This window comes from Serratia sp. G204Y, from assembly GCF_051172435.1.
In the GTDB taxonomy this organism is placed as follows: domain Bacteria; phylum Pseudomonadota; class Gammaproteobacteria; order Enterobacterales; family Enterobacteriaceae; genus Serratia; species Serratia sarumanii.
This window is the reverse complement of sequence record NZ_JBPIZA010000002.1, coordinates 302,561-323,450: the sequence shown is the minus strand read 5'-3', so window position 1 is coordinate 323,450 and position 20,890 is coordinate 302,561. Positions and strand designations below refer to the sequence as shown.

Here is a 20,890-nt window from a genome sequence, read left to right as displayed (position 1 = left end):
AAAAAAGGCAATGAAAAAAACACCGATGGCGATAACGATAAAGTCATTTAAATAAGACTTTCTGAAAACAGATGTACCCCGGTTATTTTGCATAACGCAATACCTTATTTTTCCCATAAGAAATCCGTCGGCGCTCGGGGAATATGCCCGGCGACACCAGATAAATACCGCCGTAGCGGCTGAGACAGACGTTGTTTTCGCAGCGAGGCGATGGGTGGGCCGGCAGAGTGGGAAAGGCCGTCAGAAGGGGAACGGTTGCCGCATTCCGTGTCTTTCAGAATGCAACGCGGATGGCATTACTGAAAGACGCCCAATAGCATTAGCGTAAAACTAAAACTTTCATCGCCCATGGGGCCCTCCTCGGTTTAAATATGGCAGGGAAAGGGTAATGTTTTTCGCCAATAAAAAGCAATTGGCGCCGCGCGGTTTTTACGGTTGATGTGTAACAGGATAAATATTCATTTTTTAATCGCTATATCCGGAAAATAAAATAACGCATTGTGGTGGCGATAAAGACGGGAAAAATAAATCGCGGCGAAATAAAACGGCGCGCCTGAAGGGTGCGCGCCGCCGTAAATCAATAAACCTGCCTGCCGTTGATGCCGGCGGGGAAAATGCCGGTGGCGAAAATATGCCCGTTGGCCTGGATCTGGTCGTCGGGCAGCATCTCCAGCGGGAACTCGGCGGCCAGGCAGCTGAGAAAGGCATTGCGATCGTCGGTGGTGGTAAAGCCAATCAGATCGTAGAACAGCAGCGACGCGATCAGCTGGCGATGTTCCGGGATGCGCCGCAGCAGCGCCGCCGACGGGAACGGCAGGTGGAAGAAGAACGCGCAGGCGTTCAGCAGCCCTTGCTCCTTCAGCGCCTGGGCGCAGGGCAGCAGCTGGTAGTCATCGATGCAGACGGTGTCGCCGGGGCACAGGTGCTCGCCGGCGATATCGGCAAACCGGCGGTTCAGCTGCCGGTAGGCGCGGTAGTTTTCCGGCGTGAAGTGCGCTTTCTCCGGCTGGTTGTGGAACACCGGCCACAGGCCATCGTGGTAATAGCCCTGATAGTGGCGGCGAAACTCCTCGATCGACAGCGGAAAGGTCACCTGATCGTAACCGGCGCGTTGGCGGCAGCTGATCGGGCGCTGCGCGAAATTCTGCACGTCGCCGTTCCAGCCGAGCCACAGCCCCGGTTCGGCGTCGGCCGCCAACGTCTGGCCGGCGCAGGCCAGATCCTTACCGTCGCACTGCTTGTTGGAAATCAGCACCAAACGAGACATGGGGGTCTCCTCATCAGTGAAGGGCGCGCAGGGCGTGTGCCGAACCATCGGCGCGCCAGGGTGCTTGCAGGGCGGGCAGCGTGACGCGCAGGCCGCGCAAGGCCGGATGCGCCAGGCAGCAGCGCGTCAGCCAGCTTCCCAACCCGACGCCGCGGTATTCGGCGCTGACGAACAGTTCGCTCACCAAGGCGAAGGTGGCGTAATCGGTCACCATGCGGGCGAAGCCGAGCAGGTGGCGCTTGCGGTACAGGCCAAAGCACAGGCCGTGGTGCACCAGGCGCTCGGCCGCCGCCCGATCCGGCAAGCTGAGAAAAAGTTGGATCGCATCGATATCCAACAACTGCCGATCGGTGCTGATATGAAAAACGCCTTTGCGCCAGCAGAGCAGCGGCTGCACGGGCGCCCGTTGCGGTTGCATATTCATGATTATCCTCAGGTTAATGAACCGGGGGTTACAGCATCCAGCCGAGTTCGGCGGCGGTGACCTGTTCCTCGAAGCGGCGCAGTTCGGCGCTTTTGCAGGTGTGCCACAGGGTGCAGAACGCCGGGCCGAGCAGCTCACGCAGCGGATCGCTGTGGCGGAACAGCGCCAGCGCCTCCTGCTGGCCGAGCGGCAAGGGCGCGGCGTTGTCGCTCTCGCAGCCGTTGGCGGCGGGCGGCAGCGGCAGCGGGTGTTCCAGCCCGTGCAGCAGGCCGCCGAGCATCACCGCCAGCGCCAGATAAGGGTTGGCGTCGGCGCCGGCCAGGCGGTATTCGATGCGCTGGTTGGCGCTGTCGGCGCAGGGCAGGCGCAGCGCCACCGTGCGGTTGTTGTGGCCCCAGGAGGCGCGCAGCGGCACGTGCATGCCGGGGCGGAAGCGGCGAAACGCGTTGATGTTGGGCGCCAGGATCGCCATCGACGCCGGCATCAGCGCCAGCATGCCCGCCATCGCCTGCTGCATGTTGTCGCTCAGTTCGCCCGGCGCGCCGGTCAGCAGGTTCTCGCCGTGCTCGTTCTGCAAACTGATGTGGAAATGCAGCCCGCTGCCGGCGGCGTGGGCGCAGGGCTTGGCCATAAAGCAGGCGTGCTGGTGATGTTGCTCGGCAATTTGCCGCGTCAGGCGTTTCAGCGCCATGATCTGGTCGCAGGCTTCCAGCACGCGCCGGCTGTGATGCAGGTTCAGCTCGTATTGGCCGGAGGCGGCTTCGGCCACCACGCCGGTCAACGGCAGGTTTTGCAGGCGGGCGTGCCGTTCGATGTCGCTCAGCAGTGCATGGTGGCGCTCCGGCGCATCCACCGCGAAGCTCTGCGTCGGGCAGGTTTCCGCCGCGGCGGGGTGCTGCGGATCCTGCAGGTAGAACTCCAGTTCGGCCGCCACCACCGGGAAGCAGTTGCGCTCGTGCAGGCGCTTCAGCACCCGTTGCAGCACCACGCGCGGCTCCAGCTCGCAGGCGCCGCCGTCGGCGTTTTGCATCGTCAGCAGCAGCTGGGCGTGGCGTTCGGGATCGCGCGCGCAGGGGCGCAGCGTGCCGGGCACCGGCAGGCACAGACGGTCCGGCTCGCCCGCCCGTTGCCCCAGCCCGCTTTCTTCAATCACCCGGCCGTGCAGATCCAGGGCGTAGATCGACAGCGGGAAGTAGCAGCCTTTCTCCAGCCCAAAGGCTTCGGCGATCGGCAGCCGCTTGCCGCGCAGCTGGCCGTTCAGATCGTGCAGATAAATATCCAGCTGTTCGGTCTGCGGATAGCGCTGCAGGTAGTGTTCCAGCTCTTTGTGGAAGGCGCGCGTTGGCGAAACGGGCAGCTCCGCCAGCAGCGGATTGAAGCCGATGATATTAGCATGCATGGCGTGCTCCAGAACGGCGACCGGTCACGGCCAGAGGCAGGGATAAACGCATGGGACAACTCTCTTGTGGGGCCATAGTGGCGATGTGAAAAGGGTATCTGCGGCGGCAAAAACTGTCTGTAAAAACGCCGTAACGTTAACGGGGCGCGGAATAAAAATGCCGTAAAGAGCGCGGCGGCGTTGGCGGGTTGGCCGCGCCGGCACGGTCTATACTGGCGAGACGGGCCGTTGAAGGAGAGATAACGATGAAGAAAATAGGGCTGCTTATCGCCGCGCTGGCCGCGTTCAACGCCACCGCGTCTTCCCCACAGGCGTGGGCTAAGAGCGAAAGGGCGATGCGCGTCGCCTGCCTGAAAGCCAGCGGGCTAAAAAACGCCAGGGTGGAAGGGGCGATCGTTCACTACGGTGATGACGTCGGCTATTCGGCGCTGTTTATCGGCGGGCGCTACCCGCAGCCGTTTATGAAAAACAAGCCGGGCAGGGAGCTGTGCTTATATCAGCGCGCCACGCAGAAGGCGGCGGTGCAGGCGGTGGAGGGGAGCAACGCTTCTGCTCAACCTTGATGCTTGATGAGGTAAATAAAAATACAGCCCACGGTGGTAATAATGGCCTCTACGAGTAAAAGTATAAAATCCATCGCCAGCCATTTCTGTAGCTCAGGAGAGGCGGTTTTTTGCACGAAATCATAGGTTTTCGCATCGAGCCAAACCTGACCCCTAATCTTGATTTTTTTCCTCTTCAGGATCCAAAGAAACCACTGTGCTTTCAATGAGGTTCCAAGCATGCCGAGGCTATCGGCAAAGGCGACGTAGGGCGGAATAAAATGTCCGCTGCCGGCGTAACGTTGATAGAAAGCATCAAACTCTTTTTTATAGCGACGGTAACCAATGAATTGGATGCAGGCGCTTAAAACCAGCAGCGTTAAGCATAATATGACAAGGGTTTTCATTGAGCAGCCTGAATCACGACATTCTCGCTATTATCATAAAGATCAATGCCATGATGAAGAGCACGCCTTCCAGCGCCAAAAGCGTGCCGTTATTTTTCATCCAGGTCTGCAAGCGTTCAGATGATGAAAGACGAACAAATTCATAGGTCTTGGCGGGAAGATATTGGTTTTTCTTTACCTTGATTTTCTTCCCGCAAAGGATCCATCTGAACCATTGGGCTTTGATGGAAGTACCTAAAGAGCCAAGGCCATCGGCAATCGCGACGTGAGCAGGGACAAAGTGGCCCTGTTGGGTATAGCGTTGATAAAAAACATCGAACTCGCGTTTATAGCGACGAGAGTAAATATATTGAACAAGCCAACAAAGTAAGAGCAGCGCGGCTGCAATAAGTGATGCTGTTTTCATAAGCCACCGGCTAAGGTTCAAGGGGCGTTATGCCTTGCTCAAAAAAGCAAAGATACACATCAACGCCAAACGCCCCATTTTCAGCACGCTTAAGATGAAGTCTTTTCGAAGCCAGTTTTTGAGACGTTGAGATGTGTTTTCATTCACGAATTCGTAGGTTTTTGGGCTCAGAAAAGCGTTTTTCCCTATCTTTATTTTTCTGCCATTCAATATCCAACGGAACCATTGCGCTTTGATAGACACACCGAGCAAACCAAGGTTATCCGCGAAGATGACAAATGGAGGCAAGGGATGGGCGCTTTGTACATAACGTTGATAGAATTCAGAAAATTCTTTTTTATAGCGCCGATAGTAAAGGTACTGAACCAGGGCGCTAATCAATGTCAGAGTGAAGAACAGGACGATAGCGATTTTCATTATTCACCAAAAATGAAACCAGTAATGCTGTCGGCGGCTACACCGCCACCCCAACTGCCAGCTGCGCCACCCAGAGCAGCGCCTGCTATACCGCAAGCTAAAATACCGGTACCAAACGTGGAGGCGCCTAAGACGATACTACAAGCTGTCATTGCTAACATCGCACCACCTTCACCCCCCAAAATCCCCGCCGCAGTACTTGCCGCAAAATGACGGTATCCCTTCACCGCGATCTTGGCGCACTCCTGGTCGCGGCCGAAGTATCATCTGAAAATACAAGATGGGTTGCTTAATGATCGCTATGTAATTGCGTCTTTCCATTACGTTCGATGCTTAAAGTAAAGGTTCTCATGTACTTACGCCTTTCCGTATCGTTATTCATCGAGACGCCGAGCAAGACTGAGTATTCTCCCGCAGCCCAGTTTACTTGCGGATAAGTGACACATTGCCCTGGTTTCAGGTCAGGCAACGAAGTGACTTCAGGTGAGGTCCAGACGATATGCCATTGTTGTTGTTCCTGCCGTGAGACAATCACCCCCCGGTTTTGCAGGCTGTCGCCGCTACGAACGCTGTTGATAGGCACGGCAAAGCAAGGTTGGTTGTCTTTGAGCGAGACATCCAACGGATGGTACCAGGGCTGAGTGGATTGACAGCCGTTCAGTAGCAGTACGCACAGCAAAGAGAGATAAAGTCTTGTCATAACAAGGTGTTCCGATTCTTTGGATTTTTCAAGAAAGCTCGCAATACCCATTCATAGCGTTTTTTGATGTCTGGCCCAATAATGCCGCTGTAGTTGGTGATTATTTGAAAGCCATTGCGTCCGAATTTAGTTAGGTAAAAATAGTCTGCAATGATACTTGCCTGCGCCTCCATTCCATAATCGGATAGAAGATGATAATTGGGCAAGGAATACTGATAGGAAACTGCCCAACTAGCCAACCCGCGCAGGCGTACGTTCATGCCTAATTGATATTGCCAGACATGCGCCATTTCATGGATAAACCAATGCTGATCGTAGGCGTTTGCCGTGGCAAAGTCTTCTTTGAAGTGTTTGGGCATAAAATAGAGCGTGCCATTTGGTGTTACGGCCGTATCTTCATGCTGTAAGCCGAAGGGGAAATAGCTGCCGTTATGGACGCGAACACGGGTGTAATCGACAGCATCTTTGTAGAGCAGTCTGGCCAATGTGATTTCACCGGCCGTAAGTTTCCGTGAATTTCCGTGAGTTGTGGCCATGGTTTTAATCCGTTAAAACATGAAAAAAACACCATAGCGAAAGTTCAGACACCATTAACCCACTTTGTCACAATCTTTTGCGTTCGCTCACAAGACGGAAAGGTAAAAGAGTTTCGGATGCAATCCATTGATTGATATAGAGAATGATTTTGTTGTTTTTATATTCATTCATTAATAAAAAGCCGGGTTACGTGCTTTATTACCTCGCCAAATCCGCATGTTTTCTTCTCTGTCCGATGCTGATGTCGCTGCTCACGTATCTCGTTGCATCCCATGTTCAAGTCGCAAGACGATAACCACCTTCTTTTGCCAGCTGCCAGGCAAAAACGCCAACGGCGGTGTGGAGAAAATTATATATTCCAGTCTATCGTCTTGCCATAGATTGTACTCTATAATCAGGAGATGCCATGTGGACGGTAATGACAACGAAAGAGTTTAAAAGGAGTAACCCATGAGCACCTTAAAGCAACTGCTGGCCTCCCGCACCCCGGAGAGCCGCCGGCGCATCGAGGAAATGGCCGAAGAGATGCTGTTTGAAGCGCACCTGCACCAGCTGCGGGAAGCGCTGAATATTTCCCAACAGGAACTGGCGAAAACGCTGGGCATTTCCCAGCCTTCGGTCGCGGCCATCGAAGGGCGCGGCAACGAGCTGAAGATTTCGACCCTGAAACGCTACGTGGAAGCGATGGGCGGCACGCTGCGCCTGGACGTTGAGCTGCCGGGCGGCAAGCACGTCGGGTTTACGGTCTAAGCGCGGGCTGCGCGCCACTCCCCGCCATTTCCCGTTCGATCACGGTCGCCAGCGCCTGCGCGGCGGAAGAGAGTTGGTGCTGCGCCAGGCGGATCAGGCCCACGCGCCGTTCGATGATCGGGCCGATCAGCGGCACGCAGACCGCCCCCAGCTCATCCATCTGTTGCTCGCACAGCGCCGGCACCGCGCTGGCGCCGAGGCCGTTGGCCACCATGCGCCCGACCGTCACCAGCTGGTGGCTTTCAAACGCCACCTCCAGCGTTCGCCCGCTGCGGGCCAGTTCCTGCTCCAGCAGCAGCCGCACCGCCGATGGCCGCTGCAGGGTGATGAAATCCAGCGTCAGCAGCTCCTTCCAGCTTACCTGCGCCTTGCGCGCCAGCGCCGAATCCTTCGGCACCACCGCCAGAAAGCGATCGCGGCACAGCGGGGTGAAGTGCAGGGTGTCGCTCGGCTCCGGCTCGAAGGCGATGCCCATCTCCACCCGCCCTTCGCGGATCATTTCAAATACCTGCTCGTTGATGACGTCGTGCACCGCCACGTTGATGCCGGCGTAACGATCGCGAAACGCCTTGAGGATCGGCGGCAGCGGGTTGCCGGCGAACGACGGCATGGCGGCGATCGCCACCTTGCCCATCTGCAGGGTGAAGCGCTGGCGCATTGCCTCTTCTGCGTTGTCCCAGTCCGCCAGCAGCTGGCGCGCCATCGGAAAGAAGGTTTCCCCCTCCGGCGTCAGCGTCACCCGGCGGGTGGTGCGCAGCAGCAGCGGCCCGCCCAGCGCGTCTTCCAGCCCACGGATCGCTAGGCTGAGCGCCGGCTGAGAAATATTCAGCCGCTCGCTGGCCTGGGCGAAGTTCAGAGTGTGAGCTACCGCTAAAAACGCGCGTAACTGTTTGATGCTCATTTTCATTTTGGTTGGCGTTAACTCTTTGTTAATTGTCGGTTAACGTGTGATTAATAAAAATTCTAAATGAATGTGGCATAAAAACAAAATTAACAAATCATTTTTGTGACCTGAAGATGCCCTCACGCAAGCCAGGGCATTTCGCCCTGCGCCGCAACATGCAGGGGCAACGATATGGCAGGGCTCGACAAACGCGTCGGCAGCTACCAGGAAGCGCTGGCAGGCCTGACGGACAACATGACGGTGCTGGCGGGCGGCTTTGGCCTGTGCGGCATCCCGGAAAATCTGATCGAAGAGATCCGCCGGCGCGGCGTGCGCGGATTGACGGTGGTCTCCAACAACTGCGGCGTCGATGGGTTCGGCCTCGGGCGGCTGCTGGAAACCCATCAGATCCGCAAGGTGGTGGGATCTTACGTCGGCGAAAACGCGCTGTTCGAGCAGCAGGCGCTCAGCGGCGAGCTGGAGGTGGATCTCACGCCGCAGGGCACGCTGGCGGAGAAGATCCGCGCCGGCGGCGCCGGTATCCCGGCGTTCTTCACCGCCACCGGTTACGGCACGCCGATCGCCGAAGGCAAAGAGGTGCGCGAGTTCAACGGCCGCCCTTACATCATGGAAACCGCCATCACCGGCGATTTCGCCATCGTTAAAGGCTGGAAGGCCGATTACTTCGGCAACGTCATCTACCGCCACACCGCACAGAACTTCAATCCGCTGATGGCGACCGCCGGGCGTATCACGGTGGTGGAAGTGGAAGAGATCGTGGCGCCGGGCGAGCTGGATCCGGCGGCGATCCACACCCCCGGCATCTACGTCGATCGGCTGATCCAGGGCACCTTCGAGAAGCGTATCGAACAACGCACCCTGCGGGCATAAGGAGAATTCGCATGCTTACCCGTGAACAAATGGCGCAGCGCGTGGCGCAAGAGCTGAGGGACGGTTACTACGTCAACCTGGGCATCGGCATCCCGACGCTGGTGGCCAACTACGTGCCGGCGGGCATGGACGTGATGCTGCAGTCGGAAAACGGCCTGCTGGGGATGGGCGAATTCCCGACCGAGCAGCAGCTGGACGCCGACATGATCAACGCCGGCAAACAGACGGTCACCGCGCGCCTCGGCGCGTCGATCTTCGATTCGGCGCAGTCGTTCGCCATGATCCGCGGCGGCCACGTCGATCTGACCGTGCTGGGGGCGTTTGAAGTGGACGTCGAGGGCAGCATCGCCTCGTGGATGATCCCCGGCAAGATGGTCAAGGGCATGGGCGGCGCGATGGATCTGGTGGCGGGGGCGGAGAACATCATCGTGGTGATGACCCACGCCTCGAAGGGCGGCGAGTCCAAGCTGCTGCCGCGCTGCACGCTGCCGCTGACCGGCGCCCGCTGCATCCGCAAGGTATTGACCGATCTGGCCTACCTGGAAATTGAAGACGGCGCCTTCGTGCTGCGCGAACGCGCGCCCGGCGTCAGCGTGGCGGAGATTGTCGCCAAAACCGCCGGCCGGCTGATCGTGCCGGATCAAGTGCCGGAAATGCGTTTCTGAGACGGAGGTGAATGTGCAACAACGTGAAGTGGTGATCGTGGCGGCGACGCGCACGCCGGTCGGCAGTTTTCACGGCGCGCTGGCGCCGTTGACGGCGGTGGAACTGGGCACGGCGGCGGTGCAAGGGCTGCTGGCGCAAAGCGGGGTGGCGCCGCAGCAAATTGATGAAGTGATCCTCGGCCAGGTGCTGACCGCCGGCTGCGGGCAGAATCCGGCGCGCCAGACCGCGCTGAATGCCGGGCTGCCCGTTACGACGCCGGCGCTGACCATCAATAAGGTGTGCGGCTCTGGTTTGAAGGCGGTGCATCTGGCGGTGCAGGCGATCCGCAGCGGCGACGCCGACGCGGTGATCGCCGGCGGCCAGGAGAGCATGAGCCAGTCGCCTTACCTGATGGCCGGCGCGCGCGCCGGTCTGCGCCTCGGCCACGCGCAGATGGTGGACAGCGTGATCCACGATGGCCTGTGGGACGCGTTCAACGACTACCACATGGGCATCACCGCCGAGAACCTGGCGGAGAAATACGCCATCAGCCGCGCCGAGCAGGATAGCTTTGCGCTGCGCTCGCAGCAGAAGGCGCAGGCGGCGCAGCAGGCCGGGCGTTTCGCGCAGGAGATCACGCCGGTGACGGTGCCGAAGCCAAAGGGCGAGGCGCTGCTTGTTAAGCACGACGAGCAGCCGCGCGACACTAGCCTGGAGGCGCTGACGCGGCTGCGCCCGGCGTTTCGCAAGGAGGGCACGGTGACCGCCGGCAACGCCTCTTCGCTCAACGACGGCGCCGCCGTGGTGTTGCTGATGAGCGCGGAAAAAGCCGCTGAATTGCGTTTGCCGGTGCTGGCGCGCATCGCCGGTTACGCCTCGTCGGGCGTCGATCCGGCGATCATGGGCATCGGCCCGGCGCCGGCCGCGCGCTGCTGCCTGGAGAAAGCCGGCTGGCGGCTGGAGGAGGTCGATCTGATCGAAGCCAACGAAGCCTTCGCCGCGCAGGCGCTGGCGGTGGGCAAAGAACTGGGCTGGGAGGCGGAGCGGGTCAACGTCAACGGCGGGGCGATCGCGCTGGGGCATCCGATCGGCGCGTCCGGCTGCCGCATTTTGGTGTCGCTGCTGTACGAAATGCAGCGCCGCGGGGTGAACAAGGGGCTGGCGATGCTGTGCATCGGCGGCGGGCAGGGCGTGGCGCTGGCGGTAGAGCGCCCGTAAACAACCGAGGAGGGCACGATGCAGTCATCTGACTATGCGGTACTGGGCGCCGGATTGATGGGGGTGGGCATCGCCACCCACTTTATTCGCCACGGCCATGAGGTGCTGCTGTATGACCCGGATCCGCAGCGCCTGGCGGAAGCGACGGCGGTGGCGAGCGGCATTCTGGCCGAGCTGAGCGACGTCGGGCAGTTTGATAACGATGAGCGCGACGCGGCGCTGGCGCGGCTGCGCGTGACCGGCGATCTGAACGACGTGGCGCGCGCCCGGCTGCTTATCGAGGCGATCCCGGAACGGCTCGAGCTGAAACACGCGCTGTATGAGCAGTTGGAAGGGCTGATCGCCGACGACGCGGTGATTGCCAGCAACACCAGCGGCCTGCCGCCGGACGAGCTGGCGGCGCGCATGACCCACCCGCAGCGCCTGCTGATCGCCCACTTCTGGCACCCGCCGCACCTGATCCCGCTGGTGGAGATCGTACCCGGCCGCGCCACCGATCCGCGCCATCTGGCGGCGGTGCAGGTGCTGCTCGTCGGGATGGCGCTGGAGGCGGTGCTGCTGGAGCGCGCCGCGCCGGGGTTTGTCGGCAACCGGCTGCAGTTTGCGGTGCTGCGCGAGGCGCTGCACATCGTCCACAGCGGCATCGCCAGCGCCGAGGTGGTGGATCAGGTGATGCGCGCCTCGCTGGGGCGGCGCTACGCCATGGTCGGCCCGCTGGAGGCCGCCGACATGACCGGGCTGCCGACGGTGGCGGACATCGCCCGCCACCTGTTCCCGGAGCTGGCGACCGGCGACGAGATGATGGCGCTGGTGGAACAGCGGCTGCAGCGCGGCGATACCGGCCAGCGCAGCGGTCGGGGATTTTATCTTTGGGATGACGCACGCAGGGAACGCATTCAACGGCGACGGGCGCATCAGCTGCGCTTTGCGCTGAAACCGTAATTTCGCACTCCGTACCTGACAATAACAACGATACTGAGGTGACCGATGAGCGTTTTGATTGCCCTGGCAGCACTGGGATTACTGATGCTGGCCGCCTACCGCGGCTACAGCGTGATTTTGTTCGCCCCGATCGCCGCGCTGGGCGCGGTGCTGTTGACCGATCCCGGCGCGGTGGCGCCGACCTTCACCGGGCTGTTTATGGAGAAGATGGTCGGCTTCGTGAAGCTCTACTTCCCGGTGTTCCTGCTGGGGGCGGTGTTCGGCAAGCTGATCGAGCTGTCCGGCTTCTCCCGTTCGATCGTCGCGGCGGCGATCCGCATTCTCGGCCGGCGTCACGCCATTCCGGTGATCGTGCTGGTGTGCGCGCTGCTGACCTACGGCGGGGTGTCGCTGTTCGTGGTGGCGTTCGCGGTCTATCCGTTCGCCGCCGAGCTGTTCCGCCAGAGCGGTATCCCCAAGCGGCTGATCCCGGCCACCGTGGCGCTCGGCGCTTTCTCCTTCACCATGGACGCCCTGCCGGGCACGCCGCAGATCCAAAACATCATCCCGACCAGCTTCTTCGGCACCAATGCCTGGGCCGCGCCCTGGCTGGGGCTGATCGGCTCGCTGTTCATCATCGCGGTCGGTCTGCTGTATCTTGAACGCCAGCGGCGCAAGGCGCAGCTGAAGGGAGAAGGGTACGGCACCGATCTGCTGAACGAGCCGGAAACCCCGGACGACATCAACCTGCCGAACCCGCTGATCGCCATCCTGCCGCTGATTTTGGTCGGGGTATTCAACCTTGGCTTCACCCATTGGATCCCGCAGTGGTACGGCGCCAGCCACGAGCTGACGCTGCCGGGGCTGGCCAAGCCGATCGCCACCGACGTGGCGAAGATCACCGCCATCTGGGCGGTGGAAGCGGCGCTGGTGTCGGGTATTCTGCTGGTGGTGGTGTTCGGTTTTCGCAATATTCGTGGCCGGCTGGCGGAAGGCAGCAAGACGGCGGTCGGCGGGGCGATTCTGGCGGCGATGAACACCGCCTCCGAATACGGCTTCGGCGCGGTGATCGCCGCGCTGCCGGGCTTTTTGGTGCTGTCGCAGGCGCTGTCGGCGATCCCCAATCCGCTGCTGAACGAAGCGATCAGCGTCACCCTGCTGGCCGGCATCACCGGATCGGCCTCCGGCGGCATGAGCATCGCGCTGGCGGCGATGGCCGATAATTTCGTGGCCGCCGCCCACGCCGCGCATATCCCGCTGGAAGTGCTGCACCGCGTGGCCTCGATGGCCAGCGGCGGCATGGACACCTTGCCGCACAACGGCGCGGTGATCACCCTACTGGCGATCACCGGCCTCAGCCACCGGCAGGCCTATGGCGGCATCTTCGCCATCACCCTGATCAAGAGCGCCGCGGTGCTGTTCGTGATCGGCGTGTTCTACCTGACCGGCATTGTTTAAAGGAGCGATACCATGAGTGTACAAGGCAAAACCGCGCTGGTGACCGGCTCGACCAGCGGCATCGGCCTCGGGATAGCGTCCGTGTTGGCCGCCGCCGGCGCGCGCGTGATCCTCAACGGCTTCGGCGACGTGGCGCAGGCGCAAGCGCAGGTCGCGCAGCTGGGCGCCGCGCCGGGCTATCACGGCGCCGATCTCGGCGATGCGGCCCAGATAGCGGACATGATGCAGTATGCCGAAAGCGAGTTCGGCGGCGTGGACATTCTGGTGAACAACGCCGGCATTCAGCACGTGGCGCCGCTGGATCAGTTCCCGGTGGAGAAATGGAACGCCATCCTCGCCATCAACCTGTCGGCGGTGTTCCACACCTGCCGATTGGCGCTGCCGGGGATGCGCGAGCGCAACTGGGGGCGCATCATCAACGTGGCGTCGGTGCACGGGCTGGTGGCGTCGAAAGACAAGTCGGCCTATGTGGCGGCCAAGCACGGCGTGGTGGGGCTGACCAAGACGCTGGCGCTGGAGACCGCGCGCACGCCCGTCACCTGCAACGCCATTTGCCCCGGCTGGGTGCTGACGCCGCTGGTGCAACAGCAGATCGACAAGCGCATTGCCGCCGGCACCGATCCACAGCGGGCGCGCGATGAGCTGTTGGCGGAGAAGCAGCCGTCGCAAGAGTTCGTCACGCCAGAGCAGCTCGGCGAGCTGGCGCTGTTCCTGTGCAGCGATGCGGCGGCGCAGGTGCGCGGCGCCGCCTGGAACATGGACGGCGGCTGGCTGGCGCAGTAGTGAATTCTCTTTCCCGGAGCGCGCAACGCGCTCCGTCGTTATTTCCCACCTTCAGTTAATTCCCCTGCGTGATGGTTTACCTGCGGCAATAATATTTATTTGTTATTTGCTATCTTTATTCCCAGATAATCACGCAGGTTTATTTTGGGTGAAACGTGCGGATTGGTTTATTTCGTGCTGCAGTTATTACATTATTTTTCTCTGCGTTACAGATGAACACGTTTTTGCTGAAATTAAATCCAACCTGAAATAATGGCAGGTTATGGCGTGAATTTTTATATCTTGCGTGCGCTGTTCACATCGGGTAATTATTTCCGCGTGGCTTAAGACCACCGTGTTTATAACAATAATTTTTTTCGGGCAGGGGTAATAATGAGAAAAAATACAACGCCAATATTCATTGGCGGCGTCTTGCTGTCGGCGTTATCCGCCGGCGCACAGGCCGAGATCACCATTCTGGATAAAAACCCGCAGAGCAATGTGTTGCTGGCACCGCTCAGTTTAAAGGTGGGCGGCAGCATTCGCCCCGAGTGGATCTTCAATAACGGCCCGGAGCCGGGCTATGACAAAAACGGCCACGACGGCGGCACGCGTTTTCGCTTCAGCGGCGACTATGCGCTGACGCAGGACACCTCGATCATCGGCTATTACGAGTGGGGCGTCGATCTGGCGCACGCGCTCAGCTGGGACGGGCACTATAACGAAGACGGCAAGCGCGACTATCAGCGCCAGCTGTACGCCGGTTTCAAAGACGATCGTTACGGCACCCTGACCTACGGCCATCAATACGGCATCTATTATTCGGTGGTCGGCATCAAAAGCGACGTCTGGGATAACGATGGCCACGCGGGCGGCACCGGCATAGGTATTTCCGGCGACTACGACGGCGGCAATAAACCGAAAAACAGCATCAAGTACACCAATGATTTCGGGCCGGTAACGCTGTACGCCAACTATTTATTGCCGGAAGACGATCTGCACACCGCGGATAACCTGATTTATCGCCGCAAGGGCGGGGGCGGGCTGGGCTTCGATTACAAGGTGACGAAGGATTTCACCTTCAGCGCGGCCTACAGTTATACCGACGCGAAGATCAAAGACAATCTGTACAACGAAAAGGATTATCACCAGCAGCTGTCCGGCACCGCGTTGACCTGGCAGCCGAACAACTGGTACATCGTCGGCACCGCCAGCTACTACAAAGACTATGTGCCGAGCACCCGCCAGCGCACGCTGTCGCACTTCTTCGCCGGTGACGGCTACGGGTTGGAAGGCTTCGTCGGTTACACCTTCAATATCGACAAGCCGTTCCTCAAATCGATCCAGCCTTACGTGGCGGCGGACTCGTTGCGGCTGAAGGGGGACGAGGCGTATCACGCCAACCACGTTTACCTCGGCGCGGGCACCACCATCGGTTACGGTCTGTCGGTGTATGTGGAGCGCACGCTGGCCAACAGCAGCGACAACGAGCCGGACTCCACCTGGATTACGGTGTTCTACGACTTCTGATTTTCACCTGCTCCAAGCCGGCGCCTGCGCCGGCTTTTTCACATGGTAATTGCGCCGCCCAGGGTTTCTCCAGAGGCGTTGCGCTCCGCCAGGTAGCGCGCCGGCGGTTTGCCTACCGCCTTTCTGAACATGGTGACGAAGCCGCTGGCGCTCTCGTAGCCCAGATCCAGCGCCACCGTCTGTACGCTCTCGCCCTGCGTCAGGCGCTGCAGCGCCAGCATCACGTGCAGTTGGCGCCGCCAGTGGCCGAAGCTCATGCCCATCTGCTGTTGCAAGGTGCGGCTGAGGGAACGCTCGCTCATGCCGATGCGCTGCGCCCACTGCCCTAGCGTGGATTTGTCCGCCGGGCTGCTCAGCATGCCTTCGGTCAACTGCCGAATGCGCGCGTCGTCGGACACCGGCAAGTGCAGATTCTCGATCGGCGCGGCCGCCAGCTGGTCCAGCAGTACCGCCGTCAGGCGCCCCTCGGCGCCCTGTTCATCGTAGAGCGGCTCGAAGGTGCTGGCCTGCAGCAGCAGCTCGCGCAGCAGCGGCGAGACCGACAGCGTGCAGCAGTTTTGCGGCAGACCGGCGGCGGCATGTTGATCGACGAACAGGCAGTAGGCTTCGGTGGAGCCGGCGCCCTGGGCGTTGTGCAACACGTTGCCCGGCATCCACAGCGCGCACTGCGGCGGCACCAGCCACAGCCCGTTTTCCACTTCGCAGCGGATCATGCCGCGCACGGTGTAAATCAGCTGCGCCTTCTGGTGGCGGTGCGGCTCGACTTCCCAATCCTGCTCGAGGGTTGAACCTTGCAGGGCAAACAGCGGGCGCGGCACCTGATCGATATCCAGACAGCGGCGGGGGATCTGTACTTTCATGAGAACAATTCTCAATTTGGCGGAATTGAAAAGTATTATGTCCTGATTGCGCAATGTGGTCTAGCGCCGGTGCCGATAAAGTAAGCGCCAGTCCTAAACCATTTCCTGAGGAAACTGATTATGTCATTGGATACCGCCGATTTTCCGCTGGTATGGATGCGCCAAAGCGGGCGCGATACCCAGGCCGAGCTGGCCGAATTCAGCGCGCTGCTGGCACGCGCCGAACCCTTTGTCCTGATGACCGACCGCAGCGTCGGCGATGAAGAACAAGAACATGACCGCGATGCCCGCACCCAGGTGGCGCTATGGAAACGCGATAACCGCGAGGCGCTGAAGCTGTGGGTGAAAGGCATGATCATGCTGGAGCCGGACGACGCCAAACGCGCGGCGGCGGAAGAGTTCGCCGAATACGGCGCCAAATTTTGGGGCTACCCGGTGCTGGTGGCCGCCGATGAAGCCGCAGGCCGGGTATTGGCGCAGACGTTATTGTTAAAATAAGGGGAATACCATGCACCAGCAACAGGTGATTGAACAGCTGCTGGCCTGGATCGAGCAGAGCCTGGATCAGCCGCTGACGCTGGACGACATTGCCGCCAAGTCCGGCTACTCCAAGTGGCATTTGCAGCGGATGTTCAAGCAGCATACCGGCCATATTCTCGGCACGTACGCGCGCCGCAGAAGGCTGACCGCCGCCGCGCGCGAACTGCGCCTGACCGGCACCAGCGTGGCCTGCATCGCCGACACTTACCAGTTCGATTCGCAGCAGACCTTCACCCGTTGCTTCCGCAAGCAGTTCGGTCTGCCGCCGGCCAGCTATCGCCGCAGCCAGGATTGGTCGAGCTATGGCCTGCAGCCGCCGCTGCGGCTGACCGAAACACCGTTGCCGCAGGCCGATATCGTGACGCTGCCCGCCATGCAGCTGGTGGGCCATACCCAGCGCCGCAGCTTTACGCTGGGGCAGTTGGCGGCCTCCAAGTGCGAGCTGCGCCGCCACGCCTGGCGGCAGCTGCTGCCGCCGCAGGCGCTGCCGGAGGTGGTATACGGCCTCACCAGCCTGGAGGTCGATCGGCAACGCCGGGGTAACCCGCGCATGGCCTACACCGCCGCTTTGCCGGACGAAGGGGCGATGGGGGAGCGGGTGACTATCGAACAGGGTGAGTATGCCCGCTTCACCTATCAAGGGCAGGAGGAAGGGTTACAAAACTTTATCGTCCGATTGTATGACACCGCGATGCCGCAGATGAACGCCATCCGTCGGCCGGGGCAGGATATCGAGCTTTTCTACCCGGCGCAGGAGGGCCGCTGCCCGCTTGGCGGCGCGGCGATCCGCTGCGAATATCTGATCCCGATCCGGCGGGTAGAAGCGTTGGCCGCCGCCGGTTAGGCGGCGGTTCTCGCAAAAAATCGCCTTCGTGGCGCTTCAGGTTACAAAAAATTGCGATATTACATCGGTAATGGTTCACACTTTGATTGATGTGCACATATAATGCGCATCCGGTCAAATCCCCCCCCTGTATTTCAGGCCGCAGCGCTTGGCTGCCGGCTGAAACCCATCGGGGTCAAAGTGGCCGTAGAAACCGATCCTCCTAATCGCCAGTGGCCTTGACCAACACGAAGATGAAAATGAGCATTCGCGCGTTATTAACCCTGTTTACGGCACTGGTTGCATTCAGCCAGGCTGCCTTCGCCGTCGTTTACCCGCTGCCGCCAAAAGACAGCCGTTTGGTGGGCGAAAATATCCAAATCACCGTACCGGAAGACAGCAAACTGCCGCTGGAAAGCTTCGCCGCCCAGTATCAGATGGGGCTGAGCAACATGCTGGAGGCCAACCCGGGCGTGGATCCGTTCCTGCCGAAGGCCGGCAGCACCCTGACCATCCCGCAGCAGCTGATCCTGCCGGACGCGCCGCGTGAAGGCATCATCATCAACAGCGCCGAAATGCGTCTGTACTACTACCCGAAAGGCTCCAACACCGTGGTGGTGCTGCCGATCGGTATCGGCCAGCTGGGTAAAGACACCCCGCTGAACTGGACCACCACCGTGCAGCGCAAGAAAGACGGCCCGACCTGGACGCCGACCGCCAAGATGCGCGCCGAGTACGCGGCCGACGGCGAGATCCTGCCTGCGGTGTTCCCGGCCGGCCCGGACAACCCGATGGGGCTGTATGCGCTGTATGTCGGCCGCCTGTACGCCATCCACGGCACCAACGCCAACTTCGGCATCGGCCTGCGCGTGAGCCACGGCTGCGTGCGTCTGCGCGCCGACGACATCAAGTACCTGTTCGAGAACGTGCCGGTCGGCACCCGCGTGCAGTTCATCAACGAACCGATGAAAGCCACCGTCGAACCGGACGGCTCGCGCTACGTGGAAGTGCACAACCCGCTGTCGGCCAACGAAGAGCAGCTGCAATCCAAAGATCCGGTGCCGCTGACCATCTCCGCGCCGGTCGGCAAAGTGCTGATGGACGCCGGCGTCAACCAGAGCGAAGTGGACGCGGCGATCAAGGCCCGTTCCGGTATGCCGGTGAAAGTGAACTGATCGCCTTCCGGCCTCAGTGAAAATGCCAAGAAGACGCCTACGGGCGTCTTTTTTTATGCCCGTAAAACATGCTGTTGCGTGTGCGTGCGCAATGATGCCCTCAACGTTGCACTGAAAGAAGTCATTATGCGCGTCATCATGCAAATCGGGTTTCTCATGGTGGTCGTCATCAATGTTTAAAGCGATGCTGGCGGGGAGGAATGCACTGGAAAAGTGTCTCACTAAGTGCTACGTTTTTACGGGAAGCCCATCGCAATGCGTACATTTAAAACTTGTTGGTTTAGCAGGAAAGCTCGTGCTCACGGCATCACCGATAAGGCGTTGTGTCGGGCAGTAAAAGACGTGCAACGGGGTTTGGCTGCAGATTTAGGCGGTGGCGTATTTAAAAAACGTCTTAATCATAATCGCGACCGCGCGTTGGTATTAGCGAAAAATGGTCGGCACTGGGTGTTTGTTTTTTTGTTTGCCAAGCAGGCCCAGACCAATATTACAGGGGCAGAATTACACGCTTTTCGCAAGTTAGCCATGCAGTTTGGCGCGTTGAGCGACGACCAGGTCGAGTCCCTGGTTGTGAAAAAAGAATGGATGGAGATTTGCCATGAAGCAGGAAAAAACGTTTCGGAGTCAGGCCTTTGAGGCGATTCACAGCGCCGCTGAAGGATTGCATCGTGCTGGCGCCATTTCTCTGGAAACCCTACGCAGTTTTGATGAGTCTTGCCTTGCGCCGGTCGAGATGTTGCAGCCCCAGGAGATCAAAGCGTTGCGCGAGCAGTTACGTTTAAGCCAACCGGTTTTTGCCCGTTATCTGAATACCAGCGTGTCGACCATACAGAAATGGGAGACGGGGGTGAAACGGCCGGGCGGCGTGTCGCTTAAGCTGCTTTCGATCGTACGCAAGCACGGGCTTGAGGTCTTGTTGTAGTGACCGTCTGGGCTGTCACTATTATCACATTATCCCCTCTGGCTTTGGTTCTCTGAAATGCCCACCTCGCAATTATTCCAATAAAAACTATAGCTAATTAATAAGTTATATCTCTCTCGTTATCCCATGCCATTGAAAAAATTCTCGCAAAAAATCCACACTGTGAAAATAAGATCACACAAGCGTAACAAAAGGTAAACAAACCCCTCCTATATTGGCTGCTTCGCTTTTGGGAGGGAGTGTCATGCGTAACTGGAACGAACCGAAAAAGAACAAAGCGCACATCGAACTGATCCCGATGATCGACGTGATGATGTTTTTATTGGTGTTTTTCGTCTTGATTAGCCTGAACGTCATTCCTGCGCTCGGGCTGAAAACGCAGCTGCCGTCCGCCGGCAGCGCGCAGCAGCTGAAACCGCAGAAGAAAGCGATCATCACGCTGGGGGCCGACGAACAGCTGCAGCTGGATGGCCAGCCGATCGCGCTCGACGCGCTGGTCAACACGCTGAAGCAACAGCAGCAGGCCAACCAGACCACCACCATCATCGTCAACAGCGACAAGGGCGTGGCGGTCGAGCGGCTGGTGGCGGTGATGGACAACCTGCGCCAGGGCGGTTTCTTCTCCGTCTCCATCGCGACACGGAAGCTGTGACATGTATCTGCTCTATCGCTCACGTCATCTTTTCAGCTGGTTGCCGGCGCTGATTGTCGCCGGTTGCCTGCTGTTCGCCAGCCAGCAGGCGGCGCTGAAGATTCAGCCGCGTTACGACGAAACCGCCATCGAACTGGCGCTGGTGGAGCCTGAACCGGCGCCTGAACCTCAACCGGAAACGCCGCCGGAGCCCCAGCCAGAACCGCCGCCGCCCGAGCCGGAGCCGATCCCCGAACCGGTAGTGCCGGCGCCGGAACCGATCGTGGAAGCCAAGCCGGTGCCGAAACCGCAGCCGAAGCCCAAACCCAAACCGGTGAAAGAGAAAGCCAAACCGGTAGAGAAGCCTAAACCGACGCCGGCGCCCGCCGCCCCGCGCGCGCTGGTCAGCAAACCGGCGGCGCAGCCCGCCCCGGCCGCCCCGGCCGCGCCGAAGGTGAACGCGCAGGCGATTGAAAACGGCTATCTGCTGGCCTTGCGCCGCGAGCTGGAACAGCGCAAGCGCTACCCAAGCGGGCGCCAGGCCTCGCTCGAGCGCCCGCAGGGCAACGTCGAAGTGTGGCTGGAGGTCGATCGCAGCGGGCGGGTGCTCTCTTCCGGCATCGCCAACAAAGCCGCCAGCATGCTGCTGAACCGCGCGGCGATGAGCAGCCTGCAAAGCATCAGTTCAGTAAAGCCGTTCCCGAGCGAGGCGTTCGCCGGGCAAACAACCAAAAGATTTACCGCGACGTTCAATTATCAGGCGCCTTAGCGCAAGGGTTAAT

The 20,890-nt window shown here is 60.0% G+C and carries 26 protein-coding genes; 16 read left to right on the top strand and 10 right to left on the bottom strand.

What is annotated here, in order from left to right; genetic code table 11:
- Nucleotides 1-577 precede the first annotated feature (577 nt).
- From ACSBQQ_RS15950 to ACSBQQ_RS15940, 3 genes are read right to left on the bottom strand one after another with little or no spacing between them, the layout of a single operon-like run.
- The gene (locus tag ACSBQQ_RS15950) at nt 578-1,267 is read right to left on the bottom strand and encodes a trehalose-6-phosphate synthase (protein ID WP_039567585.1); all 690 of its coding nucleotides are present in this window, start codon (nt 1,265-1,267) and stop codon (nt 578-580) included.
- Nucleotides 1,268-1,280: 13 nt separating this feature from the next.
- Entirely contained in the window at nt 1,281-1,691 is a 411-nt protein-coding gene (locus tag ACSBQQ_RS15945; protein WP_039567582.1) for a GNAT family N-acetyltransferase, read from the bottom strand.
- A 28-nt stretch (nt 1,692-1,719) separates the two neighbouring features.
- Nucleotides 1,720-3,090: a glutamine synthetase family protein gene (locus tag ACSBQQ_RS15940; protein ID WP_060428723.1), complete on the bottom strand. Its 1,371-nt coding sequence runs from the start codon at nt 3,088-3,090 to the stop codon at nt 1,720-1,722.
- A gap of 245 nt (nt 3,091-3,335) precedes the next feature.
- On the opposite strand from ACSBQQ_RS15940, the gene ACSBQQ_RS15935 reads away from it, so the two are divergent.
- Nucleotides 3,336-3,653, top strand: a complete 318-nt coding sequence (locus tag ACSBQQ_RS15935) for a hypothetical protein (protein WP_060428722.1) — start codon at nt 3,336-3,338, stop codon at nt 3,651-3,653.
- Here ACSBQQ_RS15935 and ACSBQQ_RS15930 read toward each other — a convergent pair.
- The 5 genes from ACSBQQ_RS15930 to ACSBQQ_RS15910 all read right to left on the bottom strand — a co-directional run bounded on the left by ACSBQQ_RS15930 (nt 3,644) and on the right by ACSBQQ_RS15910 (nt 6,098).
- On the bottom strand, nt 3,644-4,039 hold the full coding sequence (locus ACSBQQ_RS15930; protein WP_060426415.1) for a hypothetical protein: 396 nt from the start codon (nt 4,037-4,039) through the stop codon (nt 3,644-3,646). The two genes, ACSBQQ_RS15935 and ACSBQQ_RS15930, sit on opposite strands and share 10 nt — an antisense overlap.
- Before the next feature lie 13 nt (nt 4,040-4,052).
- Nucleotides 4,053-4,445 carry a hypothetical protein gene (locus ACSBQQ_RS15925; protein WP_041037748.1) on the bottom strand — a complete coding sequence of 131 codons (393 nt, stop codon included), beginning with the start codon at nt 4,443-4,445 and terminating at the stop codon, nt 4,053-4,055.
- Nucleotides 4,446-4,472: 27 nt separating this feature from the next.
- Nucleotides 4,473-4,862: a hypothetical protein gene (locus ACSBQQ_RS15920; RefSeq protein WP_060428721.1), complete on the bottom strand. Its 390-nt coding sequence runs from the start codon at nt 4,860-4,862 to the stop codon at nt 4,473-4,475.
- A gap of 289 nt (nt 4,863-5,151) precedes the next feature.
- A complete protein-coding gene (locus tag ACSBQQ_RS15915) occupies nt 5,152-5,562 on the bottom strand; it encodes a putative T6SS immunity periplasmic lipoprotein (RefSeq protein ID WP_130042623.1) in 411 nt (136 codons plus the stop codon).
- Complete coding sequence (locus ACSBQQ_RS15910) at nt 5,559-6,098, bottom strand: hypothetical protein (protein WP_060388161.1); 540 nt, start codon at nt 6,096-6,098, stop codon at nt 5,559-5,561. Before ACSBQQ_RS15910 ends, ACSBQQ_RS15915 begins: the two co-directional genes overlap by 4 nt.
- Nucleotides 6,099-6,549: 451 nt before the next feature.
- Here ACSBQQ_RS15910 and ACSBQQ_RS15905 point away from each other — a divergent pair, with 451 nt between their 5' ends.
- On the top strand, nt 6,550-6,849 hold the full coding sequence (locus tag ACSBQQ_RS15905; protein ID WP_019453270.1) for a helix-turn-helix domain-containing protein: 300 nt from the start codon (nt 6,550-6,552) through the stop codon (nt 6,847-6,849).
- Here ACSBQQ_RS15905 and ACSBQQ_RS15900 read toward each other — a convergent pair.
- Nucleotides 6,839-7,756, bottom strand: a complete 918-nt coding sequence (locus ACSBQQ_RS15900; RefSeq protein ID WP_033648568.1) for a LysR family transcriptional regulator — start codon at nt 7,754-7,756, stop codon at nt 6,839-6,841. The two genes, ACSBQQ_RS15905 and ACSBQQ_RS15900, sit on opposite strands and share 11 nt — an antisense overlap.
- Before the next feature lie 168 nt (nt 7,757-7,924).
- On the opposite strand from ACSBQQ_RS15900, the gene ACSBQQ_RS15895 reads away from it, so the two are divergent.
- The 7 genes from ACSBQQ_RS15895 (at nt 7,925) to ACSBQQ_RS15865 (ending at nt 15,157) form a co-directional block, all read left to right on the top strand.
- Entirely contained in the window at nt 7,925-8,623 is a 699-nt protein-coding gene (locus tag ACSBQQ_RS15895; RefSeq protein ID WP_033648567.1) for a CoA transferase subunit A, read from the top strand.
- Between the two features lie 11 nt (nt 8,624-8,634).
- Nucleotides 8,635-9,288 (top strand): CoA transferase subunit B, encoded by a 654-nt coding sequence (locus tag ACSBQQ_RS15890; RefSeq protein ID WP_060388160.1) that lies wholly within the window; start codon nt 8,635-8,637, stop codon nt 9,286-9,288.
- Between the two features lie 13 nt (nt 9,289-9,301).
- Nucleotides 9,302-10,486, top strand: coding sequence for an acetyl-CoA C-acetyltransferase (locus ACSBQQ_RS15885; RefSeq protein ID WP_033648565.1), 1,185 nt, complete (start codon nt 9,302-9,304; stop codon nt 10,484-10,486).
- A gap of 18 nt (nt 10,487-10,504) precedes the next feature.
- The gene (locus ACSBQQ_RS15880) at nt 10,505-11,428 is read left to right on the top strand and encodes a 3-hydroxyacyl-CoA dehydrogenase family protein (protein WP_060388159.1); all 924 of its coding nucleotides are present in this window, start codon (nt 10,505-10,507) and stop codon (nt 11,426-11,428) included.
- A 45-nt stretch (nt 11,429-11,473) separates the two neighbouring features.
- Complete coding sequence (locus ACSBQQ_RS15875; RefSeq protein ID WP_033636935.1) at nt 11,474-12,865, top strand: GntP family permease; 1,392 nt, start codon at nt 11,474-11,476, stop codon at nt 12,863-12,865.
- A gap of 12 nt (nt 12,866-12,877) precedes the next feature.
- Complete coding sequence (locus tag ACSBQQ_RS15870) at nt 12,878-13,648, top strand: 3-hydroxybutyrate dehydrogenase (RefSeq protein ID WP_033648562.1); 771 nt, start codon at nt 12,878-12,880, stop codon at nt 13,646-13,648.
- Nucleotides 13,649-14,020: 372 nt separating this feature from the next.
- A complete protein-coding gene (locus ACSBQQ_RS15865) occupies nt 14,021-15,157 on the top strand; it encodes a porin (RefSeq protein WP_033636938.1) in 1,137 nt (378 codons plus the stop codon).
- Nucleotides 15,158-15,195: 38 nt separating this feature from the next.
- On the opposite strand, the gene ACSBQQ_RS15860 is transcribed toward ACSBQQ_RS15865, so the two are convergent.
- Nucleotides 15,196-16,017 (bottom strand): AraC family transcriptional regulator, encoded by an 822-nt coding sequence (locus tag ACSBQQ_RS15860; protein WP_060428720.1) that lies wholly within the window; start codon nt 16,015-16,017, stop codon nt 15,196-15,198.
- Between the two features lie 120 nt (nt 16,018-16,137).
- Between ACSBQQ_RS15860 and ACSBQQ_RS15855 the strand changes: the two genes are divergently transcribed.
- From ACSBQQ_RS15855 to ACSBQQ_RS15825, 7 genes are all read left to right on the top strand, one after another.
- Entirely contained in the window at nt 16,138-16,515 is a 378-nt protein-coding gene (locus ACSBQQ_RS15855; protein ID WP_033648561.1) for a hypothetical protein, read from the top strand.
- A 10-nt stretch (nt 16,516-16,525) separates the two neighbouring features.
- A complete protein-coding gene (locus tag ACSBQQ_RS15850; RefSeq protein ID WP_033648560.1) occupies nt 16,526-17,401 on the top strand; it encodes a helix-turn-helix domain-containing protein in 876 nt (291 codons plus the stop codon).
- Nucleotides 17,402-17,634: 233 nt separating this feature from the next.
- Entirely contained in the window at nt 17,635-18,555 is a 921-nt protein-coding gene (locus ACSBQQ_RS15845) for a L,D-transpeptidase family protein (protein WP_025305160.1), read from the top strand.
- Nucleotides 18,556-18,810: 255 nt separating this feature from the next.
- Nucleotides 18,811-19,191, top strand: coding sequence for a type II toxin-antitoxin system RelE/ParE family toxin (locus ACSBQQ_RS15840; RefSeq protein ID WP_072269933.1), 381 nt, complete (start codon nt 18,811-18,813; stop codon nt 19,189-19,191).
- A complete protein-coding gene (locus ACSBQQ_RS15835; protein ID WP_047569482.1) occupies nt 19,154-19,477 on the top strand; it encodes a helix-turn-helix domain-containing protein in 324 nt (107 codons plus the stop codon). Before ACSBQQ_RS15840 ends, ACSBQQ_RS15835 begins: the two co-directional genes overlap by 38 nt.
- A 244-nt stretch (nt 19,478-19,721) precedes the next feature.
- Nucleotides 19,722-20,129 (top strand): ExbD/TolR family protein, encoded by a 408-nt coding sequence (locus ACSBQQ_RS15830; RefSeq protein ID WP_004933244.1) that lies wholly within the window; start codon nt 19,722-19,724, stop codon nt 20,127-20,129.
- Between the two features lies 1 nt (nt 20,130).
- The gene (locus ACSBQQ_RS15825; RefSeq protein ID WP_033636946.1) at nt 20,131-20,877 is read left to right on the top strand and encodes an energy transducer TonB family protein; all 747 of its coding nucleotides are present in this window, start codon (nt 20,131-20,133) and stop codon (nt 20,875-20,877) included.
- The last annotated feature ends 13 nt before the right edge of the window (nt 20,878-20,890 follow it).

What these genes read in the sequence shown, in the direction of transcription:
- ACSBQQ_RS15950 (WP_039567585.1), bottom strand. Translation starts at nt 1,267, where the DNA reads ATGTCTCGTTTGGTGCTGATTTCCAACAAGCAGTGCGACGGTAAGGAT.
- ACSBQQ_RS15945 (WP_039567582.1), bottom strand. Translation starts at nt 1,691, where the DNA reads ATGAATATGCAACCGCAACGGGCGCCCGTGCAGCCGCTGCTCTGCTGG.
- ACSBQQ_RS15940 (WP_060428723.1), bottom strand. Translation starts at nt 3,090, where the DNA reads ATGCATGCTAATATCATCGGCTTCAATCCGCTGCTGGCGGAGCTGCCC.
- ACSBQQ_RS15935 (WP_060428722.1), top strand. Translation starts at nt 3,336, where the DNA reads ATGAAGAAAATAGGGCTGCTTATCGCCGCGCTGGCCGCGTTCAACGCC.
- ACSBQQ_RS15930 (WP_060426415.1), bottom strand. Translation starts at nt 4,039, where the DNA reads ATGAAAACCCTTGTCATATTATGCTTAACGCTGCTGGTTTTAAGCGCC.
- ACSBQQ_RS15925 (WP_041037748.1), bottom strand. Translation starts at nt 4,445, where the DNA reads ATGAAAACAGCATCACTTATTGCAGCCGCGCTGCTCTTACTTTGTTGG.
- ACSBQQ_RS15920 (WP_060428721.1), bottom strand. Translation starts at nt 4,862, where the DNA reads ATGAAAATCGCTATCGTCCTGTTCTTCACTCTGACATTGATTAGCGCC.
- ACSBQQ_RS15915 (WP_130042623.1), bottom strand. Translation starts at nt 5,562, where the DNA reads ATGACAAGACTTTATCTCTCTTTGCTGTGCGTACTGCTACTGAACGGC.
- ACSBQQ_RS15910 (WP_060388161.1), bottom strand. Translation starts at nt 6,098, where the DNA reads ATGGCCACAACTCACGGAAATTCACGGAAACTTACGGCCGGTGAAATC.
- ACSBQQ_RS15905 (WP_019453270.1), top strand. Translation starts at nt 6,550, where the DNA reads ATGAGCACCTTAAAGCAACTGCTGGCCTCCCGCACCCCGGAGAGCCGC.
- ACSBQQ_RS15900 (WP_033648568.1), bottom strand. Translation starts at nt 7,756, where the DNA reads ATGAAAATGAGCATCAAACAGTTACGCGCGTTTTTAGCGGTAGCTCAC.
- ACSBQQ_RS15895 (WP_033648567.1), top strand. Translation starts at nt 7,925, where the DNA reads ATGGCAGGGCTCGACAAACGCGTCGGCAGCTACCAGGAAGCGCTGGCA.
- ACSBQQ_RS15890 (WP_060388160.1), top strand. Translation starts at nt 8,635, where the DNA reads ATGCTTACCCGTGAACAAATGGCGCAGCGCGTGGCGCAAGAGCTGAGG.
- ACSBQQ_RS15880 (WP_060388159.1), top strand. Translation starts at nt 10,505, where the DNA reads ATGCAGTCATCTGACTATGCGGTACTGGGCGCCGGATTGATGGGGGTG.
- ACSBQQ_RS15875 (WP_033636935.1), top strand. Translation starts at nt 11,474, where the DNA reads ATGAGCGTTTTGATTGCCCTGGCAGCACTGGGATTACTGATGCTGGCC.
- ACSBQQ_RS15870 (WP_033648562.1), top strand. Translation starts at nt 12,878, where the DNA reads ATGAGTGTACAAGGCAAAACCGCGCTGGTGACCGGCTCGACCAGCGGC.
- ACSBQQ_RS15865 (WP_033636938.1), top strand. Translation starts at nt 14,021, where the DNA reads ATGAGAAAAAATACAACGCCAATATTCATTGGCGGCGTCTTGCTGTCG.
- ACSBQQ_RS15860 (WP_060428720.1), bottom strand. Translation starts at nt 16,017, where the DNA reads ATGAAAGTACAGATCCCCCGCCGCTGTCTGGATATCGATCAGGTGCCG.
- ACSBQQ_RS15855 (WP_033648561.1), top strand. Translation starts at nt 16,138, where the DNA reads ATGTCATTGGATACCGCCGATTTTCCGCTGGTATGGATGCGCCAAAGC.
- ACSBQQ_RS15850 (WP_033648560.1), top strand. Translation starts at nt 16,526, where the DNA reads ATGCACCAGCAACAGGTGATTGAACAGCTGCTGGCCTGGATCGAGCAG.
- ACSBQQ_RS15845 (WP_025305160.1), top strand. Translation starts at nt 17,635, where the DNA reads ATGAAAATGAGCATTCGCGCGTTATTAACCCTGTTTACGGCACTGGTT.
- ACSBQQ_RS15840 (WP_072269933.1), top strand. Translation starts at nt 18,811, where the DNA reads ATGCGTACATTTAAAACTTGTTGGTTTAGCAGGAAAGCTCGTGCTCAC.
- ACSBQQ_RS15835 (WP_047569482.1), top strand. Translation starts at nt 19,154, where the DNA reads ATGAAGCAGGAAAAAACGTTTCGGAGTCAGGCCTTTGAGGCGATTCAC.
- ACSBQQ_RS15830 (WP_004933244.1), top strand. Translation starts at nt 19,722, where the DNA reads ATGCGTAACTGGAACGAACCGAAAAAGAACAAAGCGCACATCGAACTG.
- ACSBQQ_RS15825 (WP_033636946.1), top strand. Translation starts at nt 20,131, where the DNA reads ATGTATCTGCTCTATCGCTCACGTCATCTTTTCAGCTGGTTGCCGGCG.